At 71.3% G+C, this 17,919-nt stretch carries 11 protein-coding genes; 10 read left to right on the top strand and 1 reads right to left on the bottom strand.

Going from position 1 to position 17,919, the window contains the following annotated elements:
• The first annotated feature begins 7 nt into the window (after nucleotides 1-7).
• Both rpoB and ABLE53_RS20730 read left to right on the top strand, forming a co-directional pair.
• Nucleotides 8-3,481: a DNA-directed RNA polymerase subunit beta gene (gene rpoB, locus ABLE53_RS20735; RefSeq protein ID WP_348861051.1), complete on the top strand. Its 3,474-nt coding sequence runs from the start codon at nucleotides 8-10 to the stop codon at nucleotides 3,479-3,481.
• Nucleotides 3,482-3,576: 95 nt separating this feature from the next.
• Nucleotides 3,577-7,455 (top strand): DNA-directed RNA polymerase subunit beta', encoded by a 3,879-nt coding sequence (locus ABLE53_RS20730; protein WP_348861050.1) that lies wholly within the window; start codon nucleotides 3,577-3,579, stop codon nucleotides 7,453-7,455.
• Nucleotides 7,456-7,586: 131 nt separating this feature from the next.
• On the opposite strand, the gene ABLE53_RS20725 is transcribed toward ABLE53_RS20730, so the two are convergent.
• Nucleotides 7,587-8,474, bottom strand: a complete 888-nt coding sequence (locus tag ABLE53_RS20725; protein WP_348861049.1) for an alcohol dehydrogenase catalytic domain-containing protein — start codon at nucleotides 8,472-8,474, stop codon at nucleotides 7,587-7,589.
• 102 nt (nucleotides 8,475-8,576) lie between these two features.
• On the opposite strand from ABLE53_RS20725, the gene ABLE53_RS20720 reads away from it, so the two are divergent.
• From ABLE53_RS20720 to ABLE53_RS20685, 8 genes are read left to right on the top strand one after another with little or no spacing between them, the layout of a single operon-like run.
• Nucleotides 8,577-8,963 carry a winged helix-turn-helix transcriptional regulator gene (locus ABLE53_RS20720; RefSeq protein ID WP_348861048.1) on the top strand — a complete coding sequence of 129 codons (387 nt, stop codon included), beginning with the start codon at nucleotides 8,577-8,579 and terminating at the stop codon, nucleotides 8,961-8,963.
• A 59-nt stretch (nucleotides 8,964-9,022) separates the two neighbouring features.
• Nucleotides 9,023-9,514 carry a DUF4232 domain-containing protein gene (locus ABLE53_RS20715; RefSeq protein ID WP_348861047.1) on the top strand — a complete coding sequence of 164 codons (492 nt, stop codon included), beginning with the start codon at nucleotides 9,023-9,025 and terminating at the stop codon, nucleotides 9,512-9,514.
• Between the two features lie 37 nt (nucleotides 9,515-9,551).
• Nucleotides 9,552-10,856 (top strand): geranylgeranyl reductase family protein, encoded by a 1,305-nt coding sequence (locus tag ABLE53_RS20710; protein ID WP_348861046.1) that lies wholly within the window; start codon nucleotides 9,552-9,554, stop codon nucleotides 10,854-10,856.
• A 13-nt stretch (nucleotides 10,857-10,869) separates the two neighbouring features.
• Nucleotides 10,870-11,805: an NUDIX hydrolase gene (locus ABLE53_RS20705; RefSeq protein WP_348861045.1), complete on the top strand. Its 936-nt coding sequence runs from the start codon at nucleotides 10,870-10,872 to the stop codon at nucleotides 11,803-11,805.
• 38 nt (nucleotides 11,806-11,843) lie between these two features.
• The gene (locus tag ABLE53_RS20700; RefSeq protein ID WP_348861044.1) at nucleotides 11,844-12,842 is read left to right on the top strand and encodes a D-2-hydroxyacid dehydrogenase; all 999 of its coding nucleotides are present in this window, start codon (nucleotides 11,844-11,846) and stop codon (nucleotides 12,840-12,842) included.
• On the top strand, nucleotides 12,839-14,236 hold the full coding sequence (locus ABLE53_RS20695; RefSeq protein WP_348861043.1) for an amidase: 1,398 nt from the start codon (nucleotides 12,839-12,841) through the stop codon (nucleotides 14,234-14,236). The genes ABLE53_RS20700 and ABLE53_RS20695 overlap by 4 nt, the downstream gene beginning before the upstream one ends.
• 51 nt (nucleotides 14,237-14,287) lie before the next feature.
• A complete protein-coding gene (locus ABLE53_RS20690; protein WP_348861042.1) occupies nucleotides 14,288-17,098 on the top strand; it encodes an FAD-binding and (Fe-S)-binding domain-containing protein in 2,811 nt (936 codons plus the stop codon).
• A gap of 7 nt (nucleotides 17,099-17,105) precedes the next feature.
• A complete protein-coding gene (locus ABLE53_RS20685) occupies nucleotides 17,106-17,762 on the top strand; it encodes a haloacid dehalogenase type II (RefSeq protein WP_348861041.1) in 657 nt (218 codons plus the stop codon).
• The last annotated feature ends 157 nt before the right edge of the window (nucleotides 17,763-17,919 follow it).

Genomic DNA, 17,919 nt, shown 5'->3' with positions numbered 1-17,919 from the left:
ATTCCTCTTGGCCGCGCGCAGCACCTCCTCGGGTTCTACCAGCCCACGCCGCATCTCTTTCGCAAAGATCTCTGAGCCTCTCCAGCTCCCTCAGCTCCTCGCCCTCCAGACCGACAGCTTCGACTGGCTGATCGGCAACGAGCGCTGGCAGGAGCATGTCCAGGCCCGCATCGACGCGGGCGAGGACGCCAGCACCAAGTCCGGCCTCGAGGAGATCTTCGAGGAGATCTCCCCGATCGAGGACTTCTCCGAGACCATGTCCCTCTCGTTCGAGAACCCGGTGTTCTACGACCCGAAGTACACCGTGGACGAGTGCAAGGAGAAGGACTTCACCTACTCCGCGCCGCTCTACGTCTCGGCGGAGTTCACCAACAACGACACCGGTGAGATCAAGGGCCAGACGGTCTTCATGGGCGACTTCCCGCTCATGACCGACAAGGGCACCTTCATCATCAACGGCACCGAGCGCGTCGTGGTCTCGCAGCTCGTCCGCTCGCCGGGCGTCTACTTCGAGCGCACCGCCGACAAGACGTCCGACAAGGACATCTTCACCGCCAAGCTGATCCCGAGCCGCGGCGCCTGGCTCGAGTTCGAGATCGACAAGCGCGACCTGGTCGGCGTACGCCTCGACCGCAAGCGCAAGCAGAACGTCACGGTCCTACTCAAGGCCCTCGGCTGGACCAACGAGCAGATCCGCGAGGAGTTCGGCGACTACGAGTCGATGATGCTGACCCTGGAGAAGGACAGCACCACCGGCCAGGACGACGCGCTGCTCGACATCTACCGCAAGCTGCGCCCGGGCGAGCCGCCGACGCGTGAGGCCGCGCAGACGCTGCTCAACAACTACTACTTCAACCCGAAGCGCTACGACCTCGCCAAGGTCGGCCGCTACAAGGTCAACAAGAAGCTCGGCCTGAACGAGGCGTTCGACCAGCAGACGCTGACCGTCGACGACATCGTCGCGGCGATCAAGTACGTCGTGGCCCTCCACGACGGCCGCACCCAGCTGGAGATGCCCGCCGGCACGATCGACATCCAGGCCGACGACATCGACCACTTCGGCAACCGCCGCATGCGCACCGTGGGCGAGCTGATCCAGAACCAGCTCCGCACCGGTCTGGCCCGCATGGAGCGCGTCGTCCGCGAGCGGATGACGACCCAGGACGTCGAGGCGATCACGCCGCAGTCCCTGATCAACATCCGCCCGGTCGTCGCGGCGCTGAAGGAGTTCTTCGGCACCTCGCAGCTCTCGCAGTTCATGGACCAGAACAACCCGCTCGCGGGCCTGACGCACAAGCGTCGTCTCTCGGCCCTCGGCCCGGGTGGTCTCTCCCGTGACCGCGCCGGCATGGAGGTCCGTGACGTCCACCCGTCGCACTACGGCCGGATGTGCCCGATCGAGACCCCTGAGGGTCCCAACATCGGTCTGATCGGCTCGCTCGCGTCGTTCGGCCGGATCAACCCGTTCGGGTTCGTCGAGACGCCGTACCGCAAGGTCGTCGACGGCCGGGTCACCGACCAGATCGACTACCTCACCGCCGACGACGAGGACCATTACGTCATCGCGCAGGCCAACGCCGCCCTCGACGAGGAGATGCGCTTCGTCAACGAGCGCGTCCTGGTCCGCCAGCGCGACGGCGAGGTCTCCGAGCTGCTCGCGTCCGAGGTCGACTACATGGACGTCTCGCCGCGCCAGATGGTGTCGGTGGCGACCGCGCTGATCCCGTTCCTCGAGCACGACGACGCCAACCGCGCGCTCATGGGCGCCAACATGCAGCGTCAGGCGGTGCCGCTGGTCCGCAGCGACTCGCCGCTGGTCGGCACCGGCATCGAGTATCGCGCGGCCGTCGACGCCGGCGACGTGATGGTCGCCAAGAAGGCCGGTGTGGTCAAGGAGGTCACCGCCGACCTGATCGAGACGCTCAACGACGACGGCACTTACACGACCTACAAGCTGTCGAAGTTCCAGCGCTCCAACCAGGGCACCTGCGTCAACCAGCACCCGCTGGTCGACGAGGGCGCGCGGGTCGAGGTCGGTACGCCGATCGCCGACGGCCCGGCGACCCAGGGTGCCGAGATGGCGCTCGGTGCCAACCTGCTGGTCGCCTTCCAGTCGTGGCAGGGCCACAACTACGAGGACGCGATCATCCTCTCCCAGCGCCTGGTGCAGGAGGACTACCTCACCTCGATCCACATCGAGGAGCACGAGGTCGACGCCCGCGACACCAAGCTGGGCCCCGAGGAGATCACCCGGGACATCCCGAACGTCTCCGAGGAGATGCTCGCCGACCTCGACGAGCGCGGCATCATCCGGATCGGCGCCGAGGTCACCAACGGCGACATCCTGGTCGGCAAGGTCACCCCGAAGGGCGAGACCGAGCTGACCCCGGAGGAGCGCCTGCTCCGCGCGATCTTCGGTGAGAAGGCGCGCGAGGTCCGCGACACCTCGATGAAGGTCCCGCACGGCGAGTCCGGCACGGTCATCGGCGTCCGGGTCTTCGACCGCGAGGAGGGCGACGAGCTCCCGCCGGGCGTCAACCAGCTGGTCCGCGTCTACGTCGCGCAGAAGCGCAAGATCTCCGTGGGTGACAAGCTCGCCGGCCGGCACGGCAACAAGGGCGTCATCGCGAAGATCCTGCCGATCGAGGACATGCCGTTCATGGAGGACGGCACCCCGGTCGACGTGCTGCTCAACCCGCTCGGTGTGCCCCGACGCATGAACATCGGCCAGATCCTCGAGATCCACCTCGGGTGGCTCGCCAAGCAGGGCTGGGACCTCAACCTCTCCGGCGATTCGGACGACGCCGACTGGAAGCAGCGCCTGATCAAGATCCACGCCGACAAGGCGGAGCCCGGCACCAAGGTCGCCACCCCGGTGTTCGACGGTGCCCGCGAGGACGAGATCACGGGTCTGCTCGGCGCCACCATCCCGAACCGCGACGGCTTCCGGGTCGTGGGCGCGGACGGGAAGGCCCGGCTCTTCGACGGCCGCTCCGGCGAGCCGTTCCCGGAGCCGGTGGCCGTCGGCTACATGTACATCCTGAAGCTGCACCACCTCGTGGACGACAAGATCCACGCCCGCAGCACTGGTCCGTACTCCATGATCACGCAGCAGCCGCTGGGCGGTAAGGCCCAGTTCGGCGGCCAGCGGTTCGGCGAGATGGAGGTCTGGGCGATGGAGGCGTACGGCGCCGCCTACGCCCTCCAGGAGCTGCTGACGATCAAGTCGGACGACGTCCCCGGTCGCGTGAAGGTGTACGAGGCGATCGTCAAGGGCGAGAACATCCCCGACTCGGGCATCCCGGAGTCGTTCAAGGTCCTCGTCAAGGAGATGCAGTCGCTGTGCCTCAACGTCGAGGTCCTGAGCCAGGACGGCAGCTCGATCGAGCTCCGTGACGCGGAGGAGGACGTGTTCCGCGCCGCCGAGGAGCTCGGCATCGACCTGTCGCGCCGCGAGCCCAGCTCGGTCGAAGAAGTCTGAGTGAGCCGGCGGGGCGCCGTACACGAAAGCGGCGCCCCGCCCCACTCGGTCCCACACTCTTTGCTCTACAGAACTACCGAAGGACAGCAGCCAAAGTGCTCGACGTTAACTTCTTCGACCAGCTGAAGATCGGCCTGGCCACCGCGGACGACATCCGCGCCTGGAGCCACGGTGAGGTCAAGAAGCCGGAGACCATCAACTACCGCACCCTCAAGCCCGAGCGTGACGGCCTCTTCTGCGAGAAGATCTTCGGCCCCACCCGCGACTGGGAGTGCTACTGCGGGAAGTACAAGCGGGTCCGCTTCAAGGGCATCATCTGCGAGCGCTGCGGCGTCGAGGTGACCCGCTCCAAGGTGCGTCGTGAGCGGATGGGCCACATCGAGCTCGCCGCGCCCGTGACCCACATCTGGTACTTCAAGGGCGTGCCGAGCCGTCTCGGCTACCTCCTCGACCTGGCGCCGAAGGACCTGGAGAAGGTCATCTACTTCGCCGCCTACATGATCACCTACGTCGACGAGGACGCCCGTCACCGCGACCTGTCCTCGCTCGAGGCCAAGGTCGACCAGCAGCGCAAGATGCTGACCAACCGCCTCGACGTCGCGATCAACGACCGCTCCGCCAAGCTCGAGGCCGACCTCGCCGCCCTCGAGGCCGAGGGTGCCAAGGCCGACGCCAAGCGCAAGGTCAAGGACGGCGCGGAGCGCGAGATGAAGCAGCTCCGCGACCGGACCGATCGTGAGGTCGCCCGCCTCGACGAGGTGTGGGAGACGTTCAAGAACCTCAAGGTCCAGGACCTCATGGGTGACGAGCTCCTGTACCGCGAGATGAAGAACTGGTTCGGCAAGTACTTCGAGGGCCACATGGGCGCCACGGCGATCCAGAAGCGCCTCGAGACCTTCGACATCGACGCCGAGGTCGACGCCCTGCGCGAGACCATCGCCACCGGCAAGGGCCAGCGCAAGGTCCGTGCCCTCAAGCGGCTCAAGGTCGTCGACGCGTTCCGCAAGACCGGCAACAAGCCGGCCGGCATGGTGCTCGACGCCGTCCCGGTCATCCCGCCGGACCTGCGCCCGATGGTGCAGCTCGACGGTGGCCGCTTCGCGACCTCCGACCTCAACGACCTGTACCGCCGGGTCATCAACCGCAACAACCGCCTGAAGAGGCTCCTCGACCTCGGTGCCCCCGAGATCATCGTCAACAACGAGAAGCGCATGCTCCAGGAGGCCGTCGACTCGCTGTTCGACAACGGCCGCCGCGGCCGCCCGGTCACCGGGCCGGGCAACCGCCCGCTGAAGTCGCTCTCCGACATGCTCAAGGGCAAGCAGGGCCGGTTCCGCCAGAACCTCCTCGGCAAGCGCGTCGACTACTCCGGTCGCTCGGTCATCGTGTCCGGTCCGCAGCTCAAGCTGCACCAGTGCGGTCTGCCGAAGCAGATGGCGCTGGAGCTCTTCAAGCCGTTCGTGATGAAGCGCCTGGTCGACCTGAGCCACGCTCAGAACATCAAGTCCGCCAAGCGGATGGTGGAGCGCGCCCGGCCGGTCGTGTGGGACGTCCTCGAAGAGGTCATCACCGAGCACCCGGTGCTGCTCAACCGGGCACCCACCCTGCACCGCCTCGGCATCCAGGCGTTCGAGCCGCAGCTGATCGAGGGCAAGGCCATCCAGCTCCACCCGCTCGTCTGCACCGCGTTCAACGCGGACTTCGACGGTGACCAGATGGCCGTCCACCTCCCGCTGTCGGCGGAGGCGCAGGCCGAGGCCCGCATCCTGATGCTCTCGACCAACAACATCCTCAAGCCGTCGGACGGGCGTCCGGTGACCATGCCGACCCAGGACATGATCATCGGCCTGTTCTTCCTGACGACCGAGCGCGACGACCAGCCGGGCGAGGGCCGGGCGTTCTCGTCGCCGGCCGAGGCGATCATGGCGTTCGACCGCGGCGAGATCACGCTGCAGTCGAAGATCAGGATCAAGCTCGACGACATCGTGCCGCCGGTCGGCCTCGAGCTGCCGGAGGGCTGGACCGAGGGCGACCCGATCCTGCTCGAGACCACGCTCGGCCGGGTGACGTTCAACGACACCCTGCCGGCCGACTACCCCTTCGTGAACTACGAGGTGGGCAAGAAGCAGCTCGGCGCGATCATCAACGACCTGGCCGAGCGCTACACCAAGGTCGAGGTCGCGGCGTCGCTCGACGCGCTCAAGGACAACGGCTTCCACTGGGCCACCCGGTCGGGCGTCACCGTCTCCATCGACGACGTCACGACCCCGCCGGACAAGGCCGAGATCCTCGCCGGGTTCGAGGCCCAGGCCGAGAAGGTGCAGAAGCAGTTCGAGCGCGGCCTCGTCACCGACGAGGAGCGCCGTCAGGAGCTCGTGGAGATCTGGACCGAGGCCGGCAAGAAGGTCGGTGAGGCCATGGAGAAGGCCTTCGACCCGAAGAACCCGATCTACATGCAGGTCATCTCGGGCGCCTCCGGTAACTTCAACCAGATCCGTCAGGTCGGCGCCATGCGTGGTCTGGTGGCGAACCCGAAGGGCGAGATCATCCCGCGGCCGATCAAGTCGAACTTCCGCGAGGGCCTCTCGACCCACGAGTACTTCATCTCGACCCACGGTGCTCGCAAGGGTCTGGCCGACACCGCGCTGCGTACGGCGGACTCCGGCTACCTCACCCGTCGCCTCGTCGACGTCTCCCAGGACGTCATCATCCGCGAGGACGACTGCGGCACCGAGCGCGGCCTCCCCAAGGTCATCGGCCGTCGCGACCCCGACGGCGTCGTGGTCAAGGACGAGAACGCCGAGACCGCGGCGTACGCCCGGACCGCGGCGGAGGACATCCTCCACCCGGACACGGGCGAGGTGCTCGCCTCCGCGGGCGAGGACCTCGGCGACGTCAAGATCGACGAGCTGGTCCGCGCCGGCATCACCGAGGTCAAGGTCCGCTCGGTCCTCACCTGCGAGGCCCGTACCGGCACCTGCGCGAAGTGCTACGGCCGTTCGCTGGCGACGGGCAAGCTCGTGGACATCGGCGAGGCGGTCGGCATCATCGCGGCCCAGTCGATCGGTGAGCCCGGCACGCAGCTGACGATGCGTACCTTCCACACCGGTGGTGTGGCCTCGGCCGACGACATCACGCAGGGTCTTCCCCGCGTGGTCGAGCTCTTCGAGGCCCGTACGCCGAAGGGCGTCACCCCGATCTCCGAGGTGGCCGGCCGCATCGAGATCGAGGAGACCGACAAGGCCCGCAAGGTCCTGGTCACCCCGGACGACGGCTCGGAGGTCAAGGAATACGTCGTGTCCCGCCGCTCGCGTCTGCGGGTGCAGGACGGCGACCACATCGAGGTCGGCCAGGCGCTGACGGTCGGCACGCCCGACCCGAAGGAGGTCCTGCGCATCCTGGGTGTCCGCCGGACGCAGCAGCACCTCGTGGACGAGGTCCAGCAGGTCTACCGCAGCCAGGGTGTGTCGATCCACGACAAGCACATCGAGATCATCGTGCGGCAGATGCTGCGCCGGATCACGGTGCTCGACTCGGGTGACACCAACATCCTGCCGGCCGAGCTGGTCGACCGGACCGAGTTCGAGGCGGAGAACCGCCGCGTGGTCTCCGAGGGCGGTCGCCCGGCCTCGGGTCGTCCGGAGCTGATGGGCATCACCAAGGCCTCGCTCGCGACGGAGTCGTGGCTGTCGGCGGCCTCCTTCCAGGAGACCACCCGCGTCCTTACCGACGCGGCGATCAACGGCCGCTCCGACGCCCTGCGCGGTCTGAAGGAGAACGTCATCATCGGCAAGCTGATCCCGGCTGGCACCGGCCTCGAGCGGTACCGCAACATCCGGGTGGAGCCCACCGAGGAGGCCCGCGCCGCGGCGTACGCCGTCACGGGCTACGACTCCTACGACTACGAGTTCGGTGCGAACGGCGCCCAGGCCGTCGCCCTGGACGACTTCGACTTTGGTTCGTACCAGAACTGAGGCGCGAAGCGCCGAGGTTCTGGTGTAAGAACCAGATCGAGCAAGACAAGACCCCGCCGGAGCTTGCGACGGCGGGGTCTTGTCGCGTCGAGATCCAGTCGCCCACGAGGACCATTTGCACCGACTCGCGGTCAGGGGAGGAGCAGCCAGCGGCCGTCGAGGCCGCCGGCGGCAACCTTCGCGTACGCCGCCGAGGCGTCCGCGAGCGGAGAGCGGCCCGCAACCCTGAGCAGCGGACCGCCAGCGGTCGCCGCGAAACCGAGCAGGCCCGCCAGCGCGGCGCTGTCGGCATGGACGCTGACAGCCGAGACGTCGACGCCGCGGTCGGAGCTCAGCATCGCGGCGGGGCTGACCCCGACGAAGCGGCCACCGTCACGGACCGCCGCGAGTGCGGGCTCCTGGAGGTTGGCGGCGTCGAACACGGCGTCGTACTCGCCAGGTGTGAGCTCGGTGGTGACGTCGTCCGCGCCGACGGCACGCGCGGCCTGCTCGCGGCCGGCGCGCACGTAACCGGTCACGGTCCAGCCGTCCCGGGCGGCCAGCGCGATCGCCCACGAGCCGACGCCGCCGGTGCCGCCGGTGACCAGCAGCGTCCCGCGCTGGTGACCGAGCAGGTCAAGGGCCTGGCGCGCGGTGAGTGCCGGAACCGGCACGAGCGCCGCCGTCTCGAGGTCGAGACCGTCCGGCAGCGGCGCGGTCTCCTCGGCGAGGAGGACCGTCTCCGTGGCGTGCGCCCGCACCGGCGCCGCGACGCGGGCGTGCATCCCCGCGACCCGGTCTCCGACCGCGAAGCCGGTCGCCTCCGCACCGACCTCGACCACGGTCCCGCTGAGGTCCCAGCCGAGGCCGACGGCCTCGGGCAAAGGGAAGGGGCCGTGGGTGGCCGCGATCGCGGTGTCGACGAGGTTGACTGGTGCCGCGACGACCGCCACCCGCAGCTCGCCGGGTGCCAGCGCCGCGGGCTCGGCCTCCTCGAGCCGTGGTTCCGTGAAGCCCTCGCGGGCGATGAGTGCCTTCATGTTCTTCTCCTCGGACAGTTCGTTTCCTGCACTACTGTCGGTGCTCTACTCTCTATTGGGAAGTAGGCACTTTGAAGTGCCCTGGGCACCAGGAGGTAAGCCATGAGCACAACCACGACCGACGTCCCGCGGTACGACGCGTTCGTCGCCAGCTGCCCGAGCCGACGGCTGCTCGACACCGTCTCCGACAAGTGGGTCAGCCTCGTGCTGGTCGCGCTGGGTCTCGGCGGCCGGATGCGCTACTCGGAGCTGTCGTCGCGCATCGCCGGGGTGAGCCAGAAGATGCTCACGCAGACGCTGCGCGGCCTCGAGCGCGACGGCCTGGTGAGCCGCGAGGTGACGCCGTCGGTGCCGGTGCGGGTCGACTACGAGCTGACCGAGCTGGGCGCGTCGCTGTTCGAGACGATGCGCCACCTCAAGCACTGGGCGGAGGCCCACATGGATGAGGTGGACGCCAACCGGGCGGCGTACGACAAGGCCCGCGCCTGATCCTGCAACTCTGACGGGCTCGTTCACGTCCTACGGGCATGAACAGGAATCCTCTGATCATGTCCGCGCTGGCAGCGACGACGCTGCTGGCCCCGGCCGCGGCGTACGCGATGCCCGTCGACACCTCGGCCTCGACGCCCGCCTGCGGCAACGCAGACCTGAAGGCGAGCTACCGCTACAGCGACTCCGGGGCGGGGCACCGCTACGGCTGGATCGTGCTGCGCAACGTCTCCGGCCACACCTGCCGCACCGGCGGCTTCGGTGGTCTCTCGTACGTCGGCCACGGCGACGGCACCCAGATCGGTGCGGCCGCCGCTCGGGACGGCGCGGCGTACACGCTGCTCGTCAAGCCCGGCCGGACGGTCCGCAGCGCCGTCGACGAGGTCGCGGCGGCGGGCTTCCCGCGCGGTCGGTGCAAGCCGACGCACGTCGACGGCTTCCGCGTCTACGTGCCGAACGCGACGCGGTCACAGTACGTCGTCCATCCGACGACCGGCTGCGCGAGCGCGGACGTCGAGACCGTCTCGCACCGGTCCTACCGGCACCCGTAGGTGCGGGGCGGGCCGAACCGCCCGGTAGCCTTCGAGCGTGACCACCCCGCTCCCCGCCTCCACCGACGTGCTCGTCGTCGGGGCGGGCCCGGCGGGGTCGGCCGCGGCCGCCTGGCTCGCGCGCCAGGGGGTCGACGTGCTCCTCACCGACGCGGCGACCTTCCCGCGCGACAAGACCTGCGGCGACGGCCTGACGCCGCGCGCGACCGCCGAGCTGATCGGCCTCGGCCTCGAGGACTGGCTGCGCGCCCACCCCGTCAACCGCGGGCTGCGCGCGTACGGGTTCGGGCAGACGCTCGAGCTGCGCTGGCCGGGCGGCAGCCTGCCCGACTGGGGGTCGGCGGTGCCGCGGACCGAGCTCGACGACCACCTGCGCGCCGTGGCCATCAAGAGCGGTGCCACCGCCGTCGACGGCCTGCGGGCCCTCGGCGTACGCATGGAGGGGGAGCGGGTCGCCGCCGTGGTCTTCCGGGCCCCGACGGGCTCGACAGGCTCGGCAGGCTCGAGCGACGAGCGCGGCGGGACCGTGGAGGTCGCCTGCCGCCGGCTGGTCGTCGCCGACGGCGTACGCTCGCCGATCGGGAAGGCGCTCGGGCGGGAGTGGCACCGCGACACCGTCTACGGCGTCGCCGGGAGGTCGTACGTCGGCTCGGGGCGCTCCGACGACCCGTGGATCAGCAGCCACCTGGAGCTTCGTGACCAGACCGGGGCCGCGCTGGTCGGCTACGGCTGGATCTTCCCGCTGGGTACGACCGATGGGGCAAACGGCGAGGTGAACCTCGGCGCCGGCACGCTCGCCACGGCGAGGCGCCCGGCCCAGGTCGCGATCAAGCCGCTGATGAGGCACTACGCCGACCAGTGCCGGGAGCCGTTCGAGCTCCACGGCGAGCTGCGCGACCAGGCGTCGGCGCTGCTGCCCATGGGCGGCGCGGTGACCGGTGTCGCCGGCGCGAACTGGGCGCTGATCGGCGACGCAGCCGGCTGCGTGAACCCGCTCAACGGCGAGGGGATCGACTACGGGCTGGAGACCGGGCGCCTCGTCGCCGAGACGATGGTCTCGACCGGCCCTACCGGGCATCTTGCGACCGCCTGGCCGGCGCTGCTGCGGAGCCACTACGGCGAGGCGTTCTCGATAGCACGCCGACTCGCCGGGATCGCGACGCTGCCGCGCCTCGTGCCCGCGCTCGGACCGGCCGGGATGCGCTCGAACGCCCTGATGACACTCGCGCTGCGGTGGATGGGCAACCTCGTCACCGACGACGACCGCGACCGCGCCGCGCGGCTGTGGCGCTGGGCCGGCCGCCGGTCGATCGCGCTCGACCACCGTCCGCCGTTCACCTGATGGCGGTCGGCTGATGGCGCGCGGTCAGGGGCGGCGGCGCAGGCTGCCGCAGGTGCAGCGGGTGGCGGCGTACGCCGTCATCCTCCGCGGCGAGGGCGCCGACCTCAGCATCCTGCTCAGCCGGCTCGCCGGCTCGGTGACCGAGGAGGAGCTCTGGACGCTCCCCGGCGGCGGGCTCGACCACGGCGAGGACCCGCGGGACGCGGTGGTGCGGGAGGTCTACGAGGAGACCGGACTCCCGGTCGAGATCGGCGAGACCGCGTGGGTCTACTCCTTCCACCAGGCGCGCGCATGGCGGGTGGGCCGGCGGGTTGACGCCCACAGCCTGCGCATCGTGTACGACGGCTGGGTGCCCGTCGACGCGCCCGAGCCACACACGACGGAGGTCGGCGGCTCGACGATGGAGGCCGCCTGGGTCAGGGTCGCCGACGTGCTGTCGGGGACGGTGCCGACGGTCTCGCTCGTCCACGAGGCCCTCGAGGGGCACGCGCCGACGCGGATGCAGCGGGTGTCGGCGTACGCCGTCGTGCTGCGCGGCGCCGGCCGCCAGCGGAGCGTGCTGCTCACCCGGATCTCGCCGCGCGGCTACCACTCCGGCTCCTGGACCCTGCCCGGTGGGGGCGTCGACTTCGGCGAGAGCCCGCGGGCGGCGCTCGCCCGCGAGGTGCGCGAGGAGACCGGTCTCGCGTGCACCGTCGGGGAGGTCCTCGAGGTCGACGACGTCGCGGTGACCGGGACGGCGCCCAACGGACGGCACGAGGAGTTCCACGGCGTACACCTCGTCTTCGCGGCCACGGTCGGCGAGGGCGAGCCGCGGGTCGTCGAGGCCGACGGCACCACCGACGCGGTCGCGTGGGTGCCGCTCGCCGACGTCGCGGCCGGGCAGGTCGAGCTCCTGCCGGTGGTGCGCGCCGCCCTGGCTGCGGCCGAGCGGCGCCTGTCGCCCTGACGCCCGCACGGACCCAACCAGCACGAGGACGGAGGACCATGGAGACCCGAGGACCGACGCTCGTCGTGCTCTGTCCTCCCGACGGCGACCGGCCCCCGGGGATGGCGGCCGTGGAGGAGCGCTTCCGGGTCCGCTACGTCGGCCCCGACGGGCTCGCGGACGCACTCCCCGGGGCCGAGGCGCTCTTCTTGTGGGACTTCTTCTCCGACGTCGTACGCGACGCCTGGTCGCGGGCCGACCGGCTCCGCTGGGTCCACCTCGCTGCTGCCGGCGTCGACAGGCTGCTCTTCCCGGAGCTCGTCGCCTCGGACGTCGTGGTGACCAACGCGCGCGGTGTCTTCGACCAGCCGATCGCCGAGTACGTCCTGGCGATGATCCTCGCCGTCGCGAAGGACCTGCCCGGCACCTATGCCCGGCAGGCGGAGCGGCGCTGGGAACACCGCGAGACGCGGACCGTCGTGGGGTCGACGGCCCTGGTCGTCGGCACCGGCGCGATCGGGCGCAGGATCGCGCGGGTGCTGCGGGCGGTCGGGATGGAGGTCACCGGCGCGGGGCGTACGGCGCGCCGTGGCGACCCCGACTTCGGGGAGGTCGTGCCGAGCGGGGATCTGGCGGCCCACGTCGGCCGGGCCGACCACGTCGTCGTCGTTGCGCCGCTGACCGAGCAGACCCGAGGGCTGGTGGACGCCGACGTGATCGCCGCGATGAAGCCCGGCAGCCACCTCGTCAACGTCGGCCGCGGGCCGATCGTCGACGAGGAGGCGCTCCTCGAGGCGCTGCGGAGCGGCCATCTCGCCGCGGCCTCTCTCGACGTCTTCGCGACCGAGCCGCTGCCCGCCGACAGCCCGCTGTGGTCGACACCGGGAGTAACCGTCTCGCCGCACATGTCGGGCGACGCGCTGGGCTGGCGCGAGACACTGGCGGGACAGTTCAGCGACAACGCGGCGCGGTGGCTCGACGGCGAGCCGCTCGTCAACGTCGTCGACAAGGAGCAGGGCTTCGTGGTCGCGGAGCCGTCCCGGGAAGGCAGCCCATGACGGGACTCGCAGAGCTGACCGCCACCGAGCTCGTCGCCGGCTACGAGGCCGGCGAGTTCACGCCGGTCGAGGCCACCCGGGCGGTGCTGGACGCGGTCGCGGCGCGCGACGAGGCGGTCAACGCCTTCGTCCTCGTCGACGAGGAGCGGGCGCTGGCCTCCGCGGCGGAGTCGGCGGCGCGCTGGCAGCGCGGCGAGCAGCGCGGGCGCGCCGACGGCGTACCGACCTCGGTCAAGGACATCTTCTACACCGTCGGCTGGCCCACCCTGCGCGGCACGCACCTGATCGACGAGCGCGGCCCGTGGCAGGTCGACGCGCCGGCGGTGGCACGCCTCCGCGAGGCCGGCGCGGTCCTGTTCGGCAAGACGACGACGCCCGAGTTCGCCTGGAAGGGCGTCACCGACTCGGCCCGGTTCGGCTCGACCGGGAACCCGTGGGACACAGCGATGACGTCCGGCGGCTCGAGCGGCGGCAGCGCGACCGCCGTCGGGCTCGGGATGGGGCCGTGGTCGATCGGCTCCGACGGTGGCGGCTCGGTGAGGATCCCGGCGTCGTTCACCGGCACGGTCACGATCAAGCCGACGTACGGCTTGATCCCGTGGTGGCCGGCGAGCCCGTTCGGCACGCTCTCACATGCCGGCCCGATGACGCGGACCGTCACCGACACAGCCGTGCTCCTCGACGTGATGACCCGGTTCGACGCCCGCGACTGGGCGGCCATGCCCACCCCCACCAGGTCGTTCCTGGACGGGCTCGAGGACGGCGTCAGCGGCCTGCGGGTCGCCTACTCGCCGACGCTGGGCTACGCCCGGAACGACCCCGAGGTCGAGCGACTGGTCCGCGCCGCCGTCGACCTCCTCGCGGAGGCCGGCGCCCGGGTCGAGGAGGTCGACCCCGGCTTCGCCGACCCGGTCGAGGCGTTCCACGTGCTCTGGTTCAACGGCGCCGCGCGGGTCCTCGCCGGCTATCCGGAGGAGGCGCTCGGCCAGGTCGACCCCGGCCTGGTGGAGGGGATCGAGAGGTGGGGCCACGGCAGCGCCGCCGACTACCTCGGCGCCACCGAGGTGCGGATGGCGATGGGCGAGACGATGGGCCGCTTCCACGAGACGTACGACGTGCTCGTGACCCCGACGATGCCGATCACCGCCTTCGAGCGCGGCCGGCCGGCGCCCGACGGCTGGCCGTCGCAGCTGTGGACGAGCTGGACGCCGTACACCTTCCCCTTCAACATGACCCAGCAGCCCGCCGCGAGCGTCCCGTGCGGGCTCACCGAGGCCGGCCTCCCGGTGGGGCTCCAGCTCGTCGGCGCACGGCACCGGGACGCGCTCGTGCTGCGGGCCGCACGGGCGTACGAGAGGGCCAGCGGCGAGCGCTTCGCCCGACCGGCGCCGTGAGGCACCGGACCGTCCGTCCGGATCGCGAGGTCGATCTGGGAGGATGACCCCGTGACGGCGACTGCGGTGGACCTGGCCGCTGAGCTCCGCAGCCGGGGCCTCAGCGGGGTGGACGACTCGACCCTGGCCCGGGCGCTCTACTCCGCGGACGCCAGCCTCTACCGGGTGATCCCGCAGGTCGTCTGCCGACCACAGCACGTCGAGGAGCTGCTCGCCGTCCACGATGCCTCCCGCGAGCTGCGCGTGCCGGTGACCATGCGCGGCGCAGGCACCTCGATCGCGGGCAACGCCGTCGGTCCCGGCATCGTCGTCGACACCCGCGACCTGCGCCGGATCAGCATCGACCCCGAGGCCCGCACCGCGACCGTCGACCCCGGGGTCGTCCACGCCGACCTGCAGCGTGCGGCGGCGCCGTACGGCCTCCGCTTCGGGCCGGACCCCTCCACCCACACCCGCTGCACGATCGGCGGGATGATCGGCAACAACGCCTGTGGCTCACGGGCGCTGGGCTACGGGCGGACGGTCGACAACGTCGAGGCCATGACGGTGCTCTTCGGCAACGGCGAGCAGGCGTCGTACGCCGGCGGCTCGGCCGGCGCCAGCCCGACCCGGGAGGCGCTGCTCGGGCTGGCGGTGGACAACCTGGCCCACGTGCGCACGCGGTTCGGCCGGTTCGGGCGGCAGGTCAGCGGCTACAGCCTCGAGCACCTGCTGCCCGAGAACGGCGGCCGGCTCGAGCGGTTCCTGGTCGGCTCGGAGGGCACCCTCGCGACCGTGCTCGAGGCGACGGTGCGGCTCGTGTCCGACGAGCCCGGCCGGCTGCTGCTGGTGCTCGGCTACCCGACCATGGCCGAGGCCGCCGACGCCGTCCCCGCCCTGCTCGCGGCCGCCTCCGGCCGCCTGATCGCCTGCGAGGGCATGGACGCCCGGATCGTCGAGCTCGTCCACAGCTTGGGCAAGCCGGTGCCCGACCTGCCGAAGGGCGCCGGCTGGCTGTTCGTGGAGGTCGCGGGCGCCGACGCGCGCGACCTGACCGACAGGCTCGCTGCCGCGTCCGGCGCCCTGGAGTCGCGGTTGGTCGCCGACGCCGCCGAGGCCGCCGCGCTGTGGCGGATCCGCGAGGATGGCGCCGGGCTCGCGGGGGTCAGCCTGCCGACTCCCGCCCACTCCGGCTGGGAGGACGCCGCCGTTCCGCCCGAGCACCTCGGCGCCTGGCTGCGCGACTTCGACGAGATCCTCGGCTCCTACGGCCTGCACGGCTACCCGTACGGCCACTTCGGCGACGGCTGCATCCACTGCCGCATCGACTTCCCCTTCGAGCCGGGCCGACCGGAGTCGGCGCAGGTGTTCCGCGAGTTCCTGACGGCCTGCGCGGAGAAGCTGACGTCGTACGGCGGATCGCTCTCGGGCGAGCACGGCGACGGCCGGGTGCGGTCCGAGCTGCTGCCCTACATGTACGACGAGACCTCGCTCGCGCTCTTCGCCGGGGCGAAGCGGATCTGCGACCCGGACGACCTGCTCAACCCGGGCAACATCACGGCGCCCGACTCCTGGGCCACGGCGTCGATCACCGACGACCTCCGCCCGGTGCGGCCGCGCGCGACCCTGCAGCGGCCGGGGCTGCGGATGATCCACGACGGCGGCGACCTCGGCGCAGCCGTCCACCGCTGCACCGGCGTCGGGAAGTGCGTGGCGCCGAAGACCACCGGCGTCATGTGCCCGTCCTACCTCGCCACCCGCGACGAGAAGGACTCCACCCGCGGTCGCGCCCGGGTGCTGCAGGAGGCCCTCGATGGCGGACTCGTCCACGGGCTCGGCGACGACGCCGTCCACGAGGCGCTCGACCTCTGCCTCGCGTGCAAGGGCTGCGCCTCCGACTGCCCGACCGGCATCGACATGGCGACGTACAAGTCCGAGGCGCTCTACCAGACCTACGACGGCCCAGGCTCGCGCAAGCGCCGGCCGCGGTCCCACTACCTGCTCGGGCGGCTCCCGACGTGGGCGCGGCTGGCCGCACCGATGGCCGGGGTCGCCAACGCGTCGATGAGGCTCGGTCCGGTCGCCGCGATGGCGAAGAGGACCGCCGGCATCGACCCGCGCCGGTCGATCCCCGCGTTCGCGCGAAAGACGCTGAAGCGGTCCGCCGCGACGGCGAAGCGGCCCGAGAAGCCCGATGTGTGGATCTGGGCCGACTCGTTCACCGACCACTTCTTCCCGCGCTCGGGCCTCGCGGCGATCCGCTTCCTCGAGGCCCGCGGGCTCACCGTGAAGGTGATCGACGACGACGCCTGCTGCGGCCTCACCTGGGTGACGACCGGGCAGCTCGACCAGGCCCGCAGGATCATGGACCGGACGGTGCGGACGCTGGCGCCGTACGTCGCCTCGGGCGTGCCGGTCATCGGGCTGGAGCCGTCCTGCCTCGCGACGCTGCGCAGCGACTCGCTGGAGCTGAGCGACGCGCCGGAGGCGAAGGTGGTCGCCGACGGCATGCTGACCTTCGCCGAGCTCGTCACCCGGCTCGACCTCCCGCTGCCGGACCTGACGGGCGTCGAGGTGGTCGCGCAGCCGCACTGTCACCAGAGCGCCGTGCTCGGCTGGGCGGCCGACCAGAAGCTCCTCGAGAGAGCCGGCGCCACCGTGATCAAGGTGGCCGGCTGCTGCGGCCTCGCGGGGAACTTCGGCGTCGAGGAGGGCCACTACGAGGTCTCCGTCGCCATCGCCGAGACCAACCTGATGCCGGCCGTGCGGGAGCACCCCGGGGCCGTCGTACTCGCCGACGGCATGTCCTGCCGGGTCCAGCTCGACGACCTCGCGCAGGTGCCGACGATGCACCTCGCGGAGCTCTTCGCGTCGCGGGGGTGAGAGAGACATGCTGCTCGTCTTCGACGTCAACGAGACACTGCTCGACCTCGCCGCCATCGATCCCGTGGTCGCCGAGGCGCTCGGCGAGCAGTCCGGCGGCTCGGGGCCGCGCCGGGCGTGGTTCGACCGGATGATCCGCAGTGCGCTCACGGTGACCGCGGTGGGGCAGTACGTCCCGTTCGGGACGCTCGCCGGCGCTGCGCTGCGCGACCTCGCGGCCGAGCGCGGACGTGAGGCGACCGACGACCAGGTCCGCCGGCTCGCCGACGGCATCAGCGCTCTGCCGCCGCACCCCGACGTCGCGCCCGCCCTCCGCCGGCTGCGGGAGGCCGGCCACCGCCTCGTCGCGCTCACCAACTCGGTCCTCGAGGTCGCGGAGGCGCAGGTGGCCGGCAGCGGGTTGCGGGAACTGCTCGACGCGGTCTACTCGGCCGACGAGGTGAGGCGGCTCAAGCCGGCGCCCGAGCCCTACCGGATGGTCCTCGAGCGCGAGGGTGCCGACACCGCGGTCCTCGTGGCCGCCCACGACTGGGACGTCGCGGGCGCCGCCGCGGCGGGTCTGGACGCCGCCTTCGTCGCTCGCGAGGGGCGGCGCCCGTTCGGCGCGACGGCCCCGCCGGCGTACGTCGTGGGCGACCTCGGCGGGCTCGCCGACCTGCTGTGATCGTGGAGCGGGCGGCGGCCCGGGTCGTCGTGCCACCGCCGATGCGGGCCGCTCGGGGCCCGGCTTCTAGAATCGAGGCGTGAATCCCCGCCATCGCCGCCTGATCATCCCGGGCGCGCTGGTGGTCCTCCTCCTGATCGTCCTCATCGCGGCGGTG

The sequence above is a fragment of the Nocardioides asiaticus genome, assembly GCF_040049175.1.
Lineage (GTDB): Bacteria > Actinomycetota > Actinomycetes > Propionibacteriales > Nocardioidaceae > Nocardioides > Nocardioides cheoyonin.
Note: the sequence above shows the minus strand (reverse complement) of the source record. Positions and strands in the feature narration are given on the sequence as shown.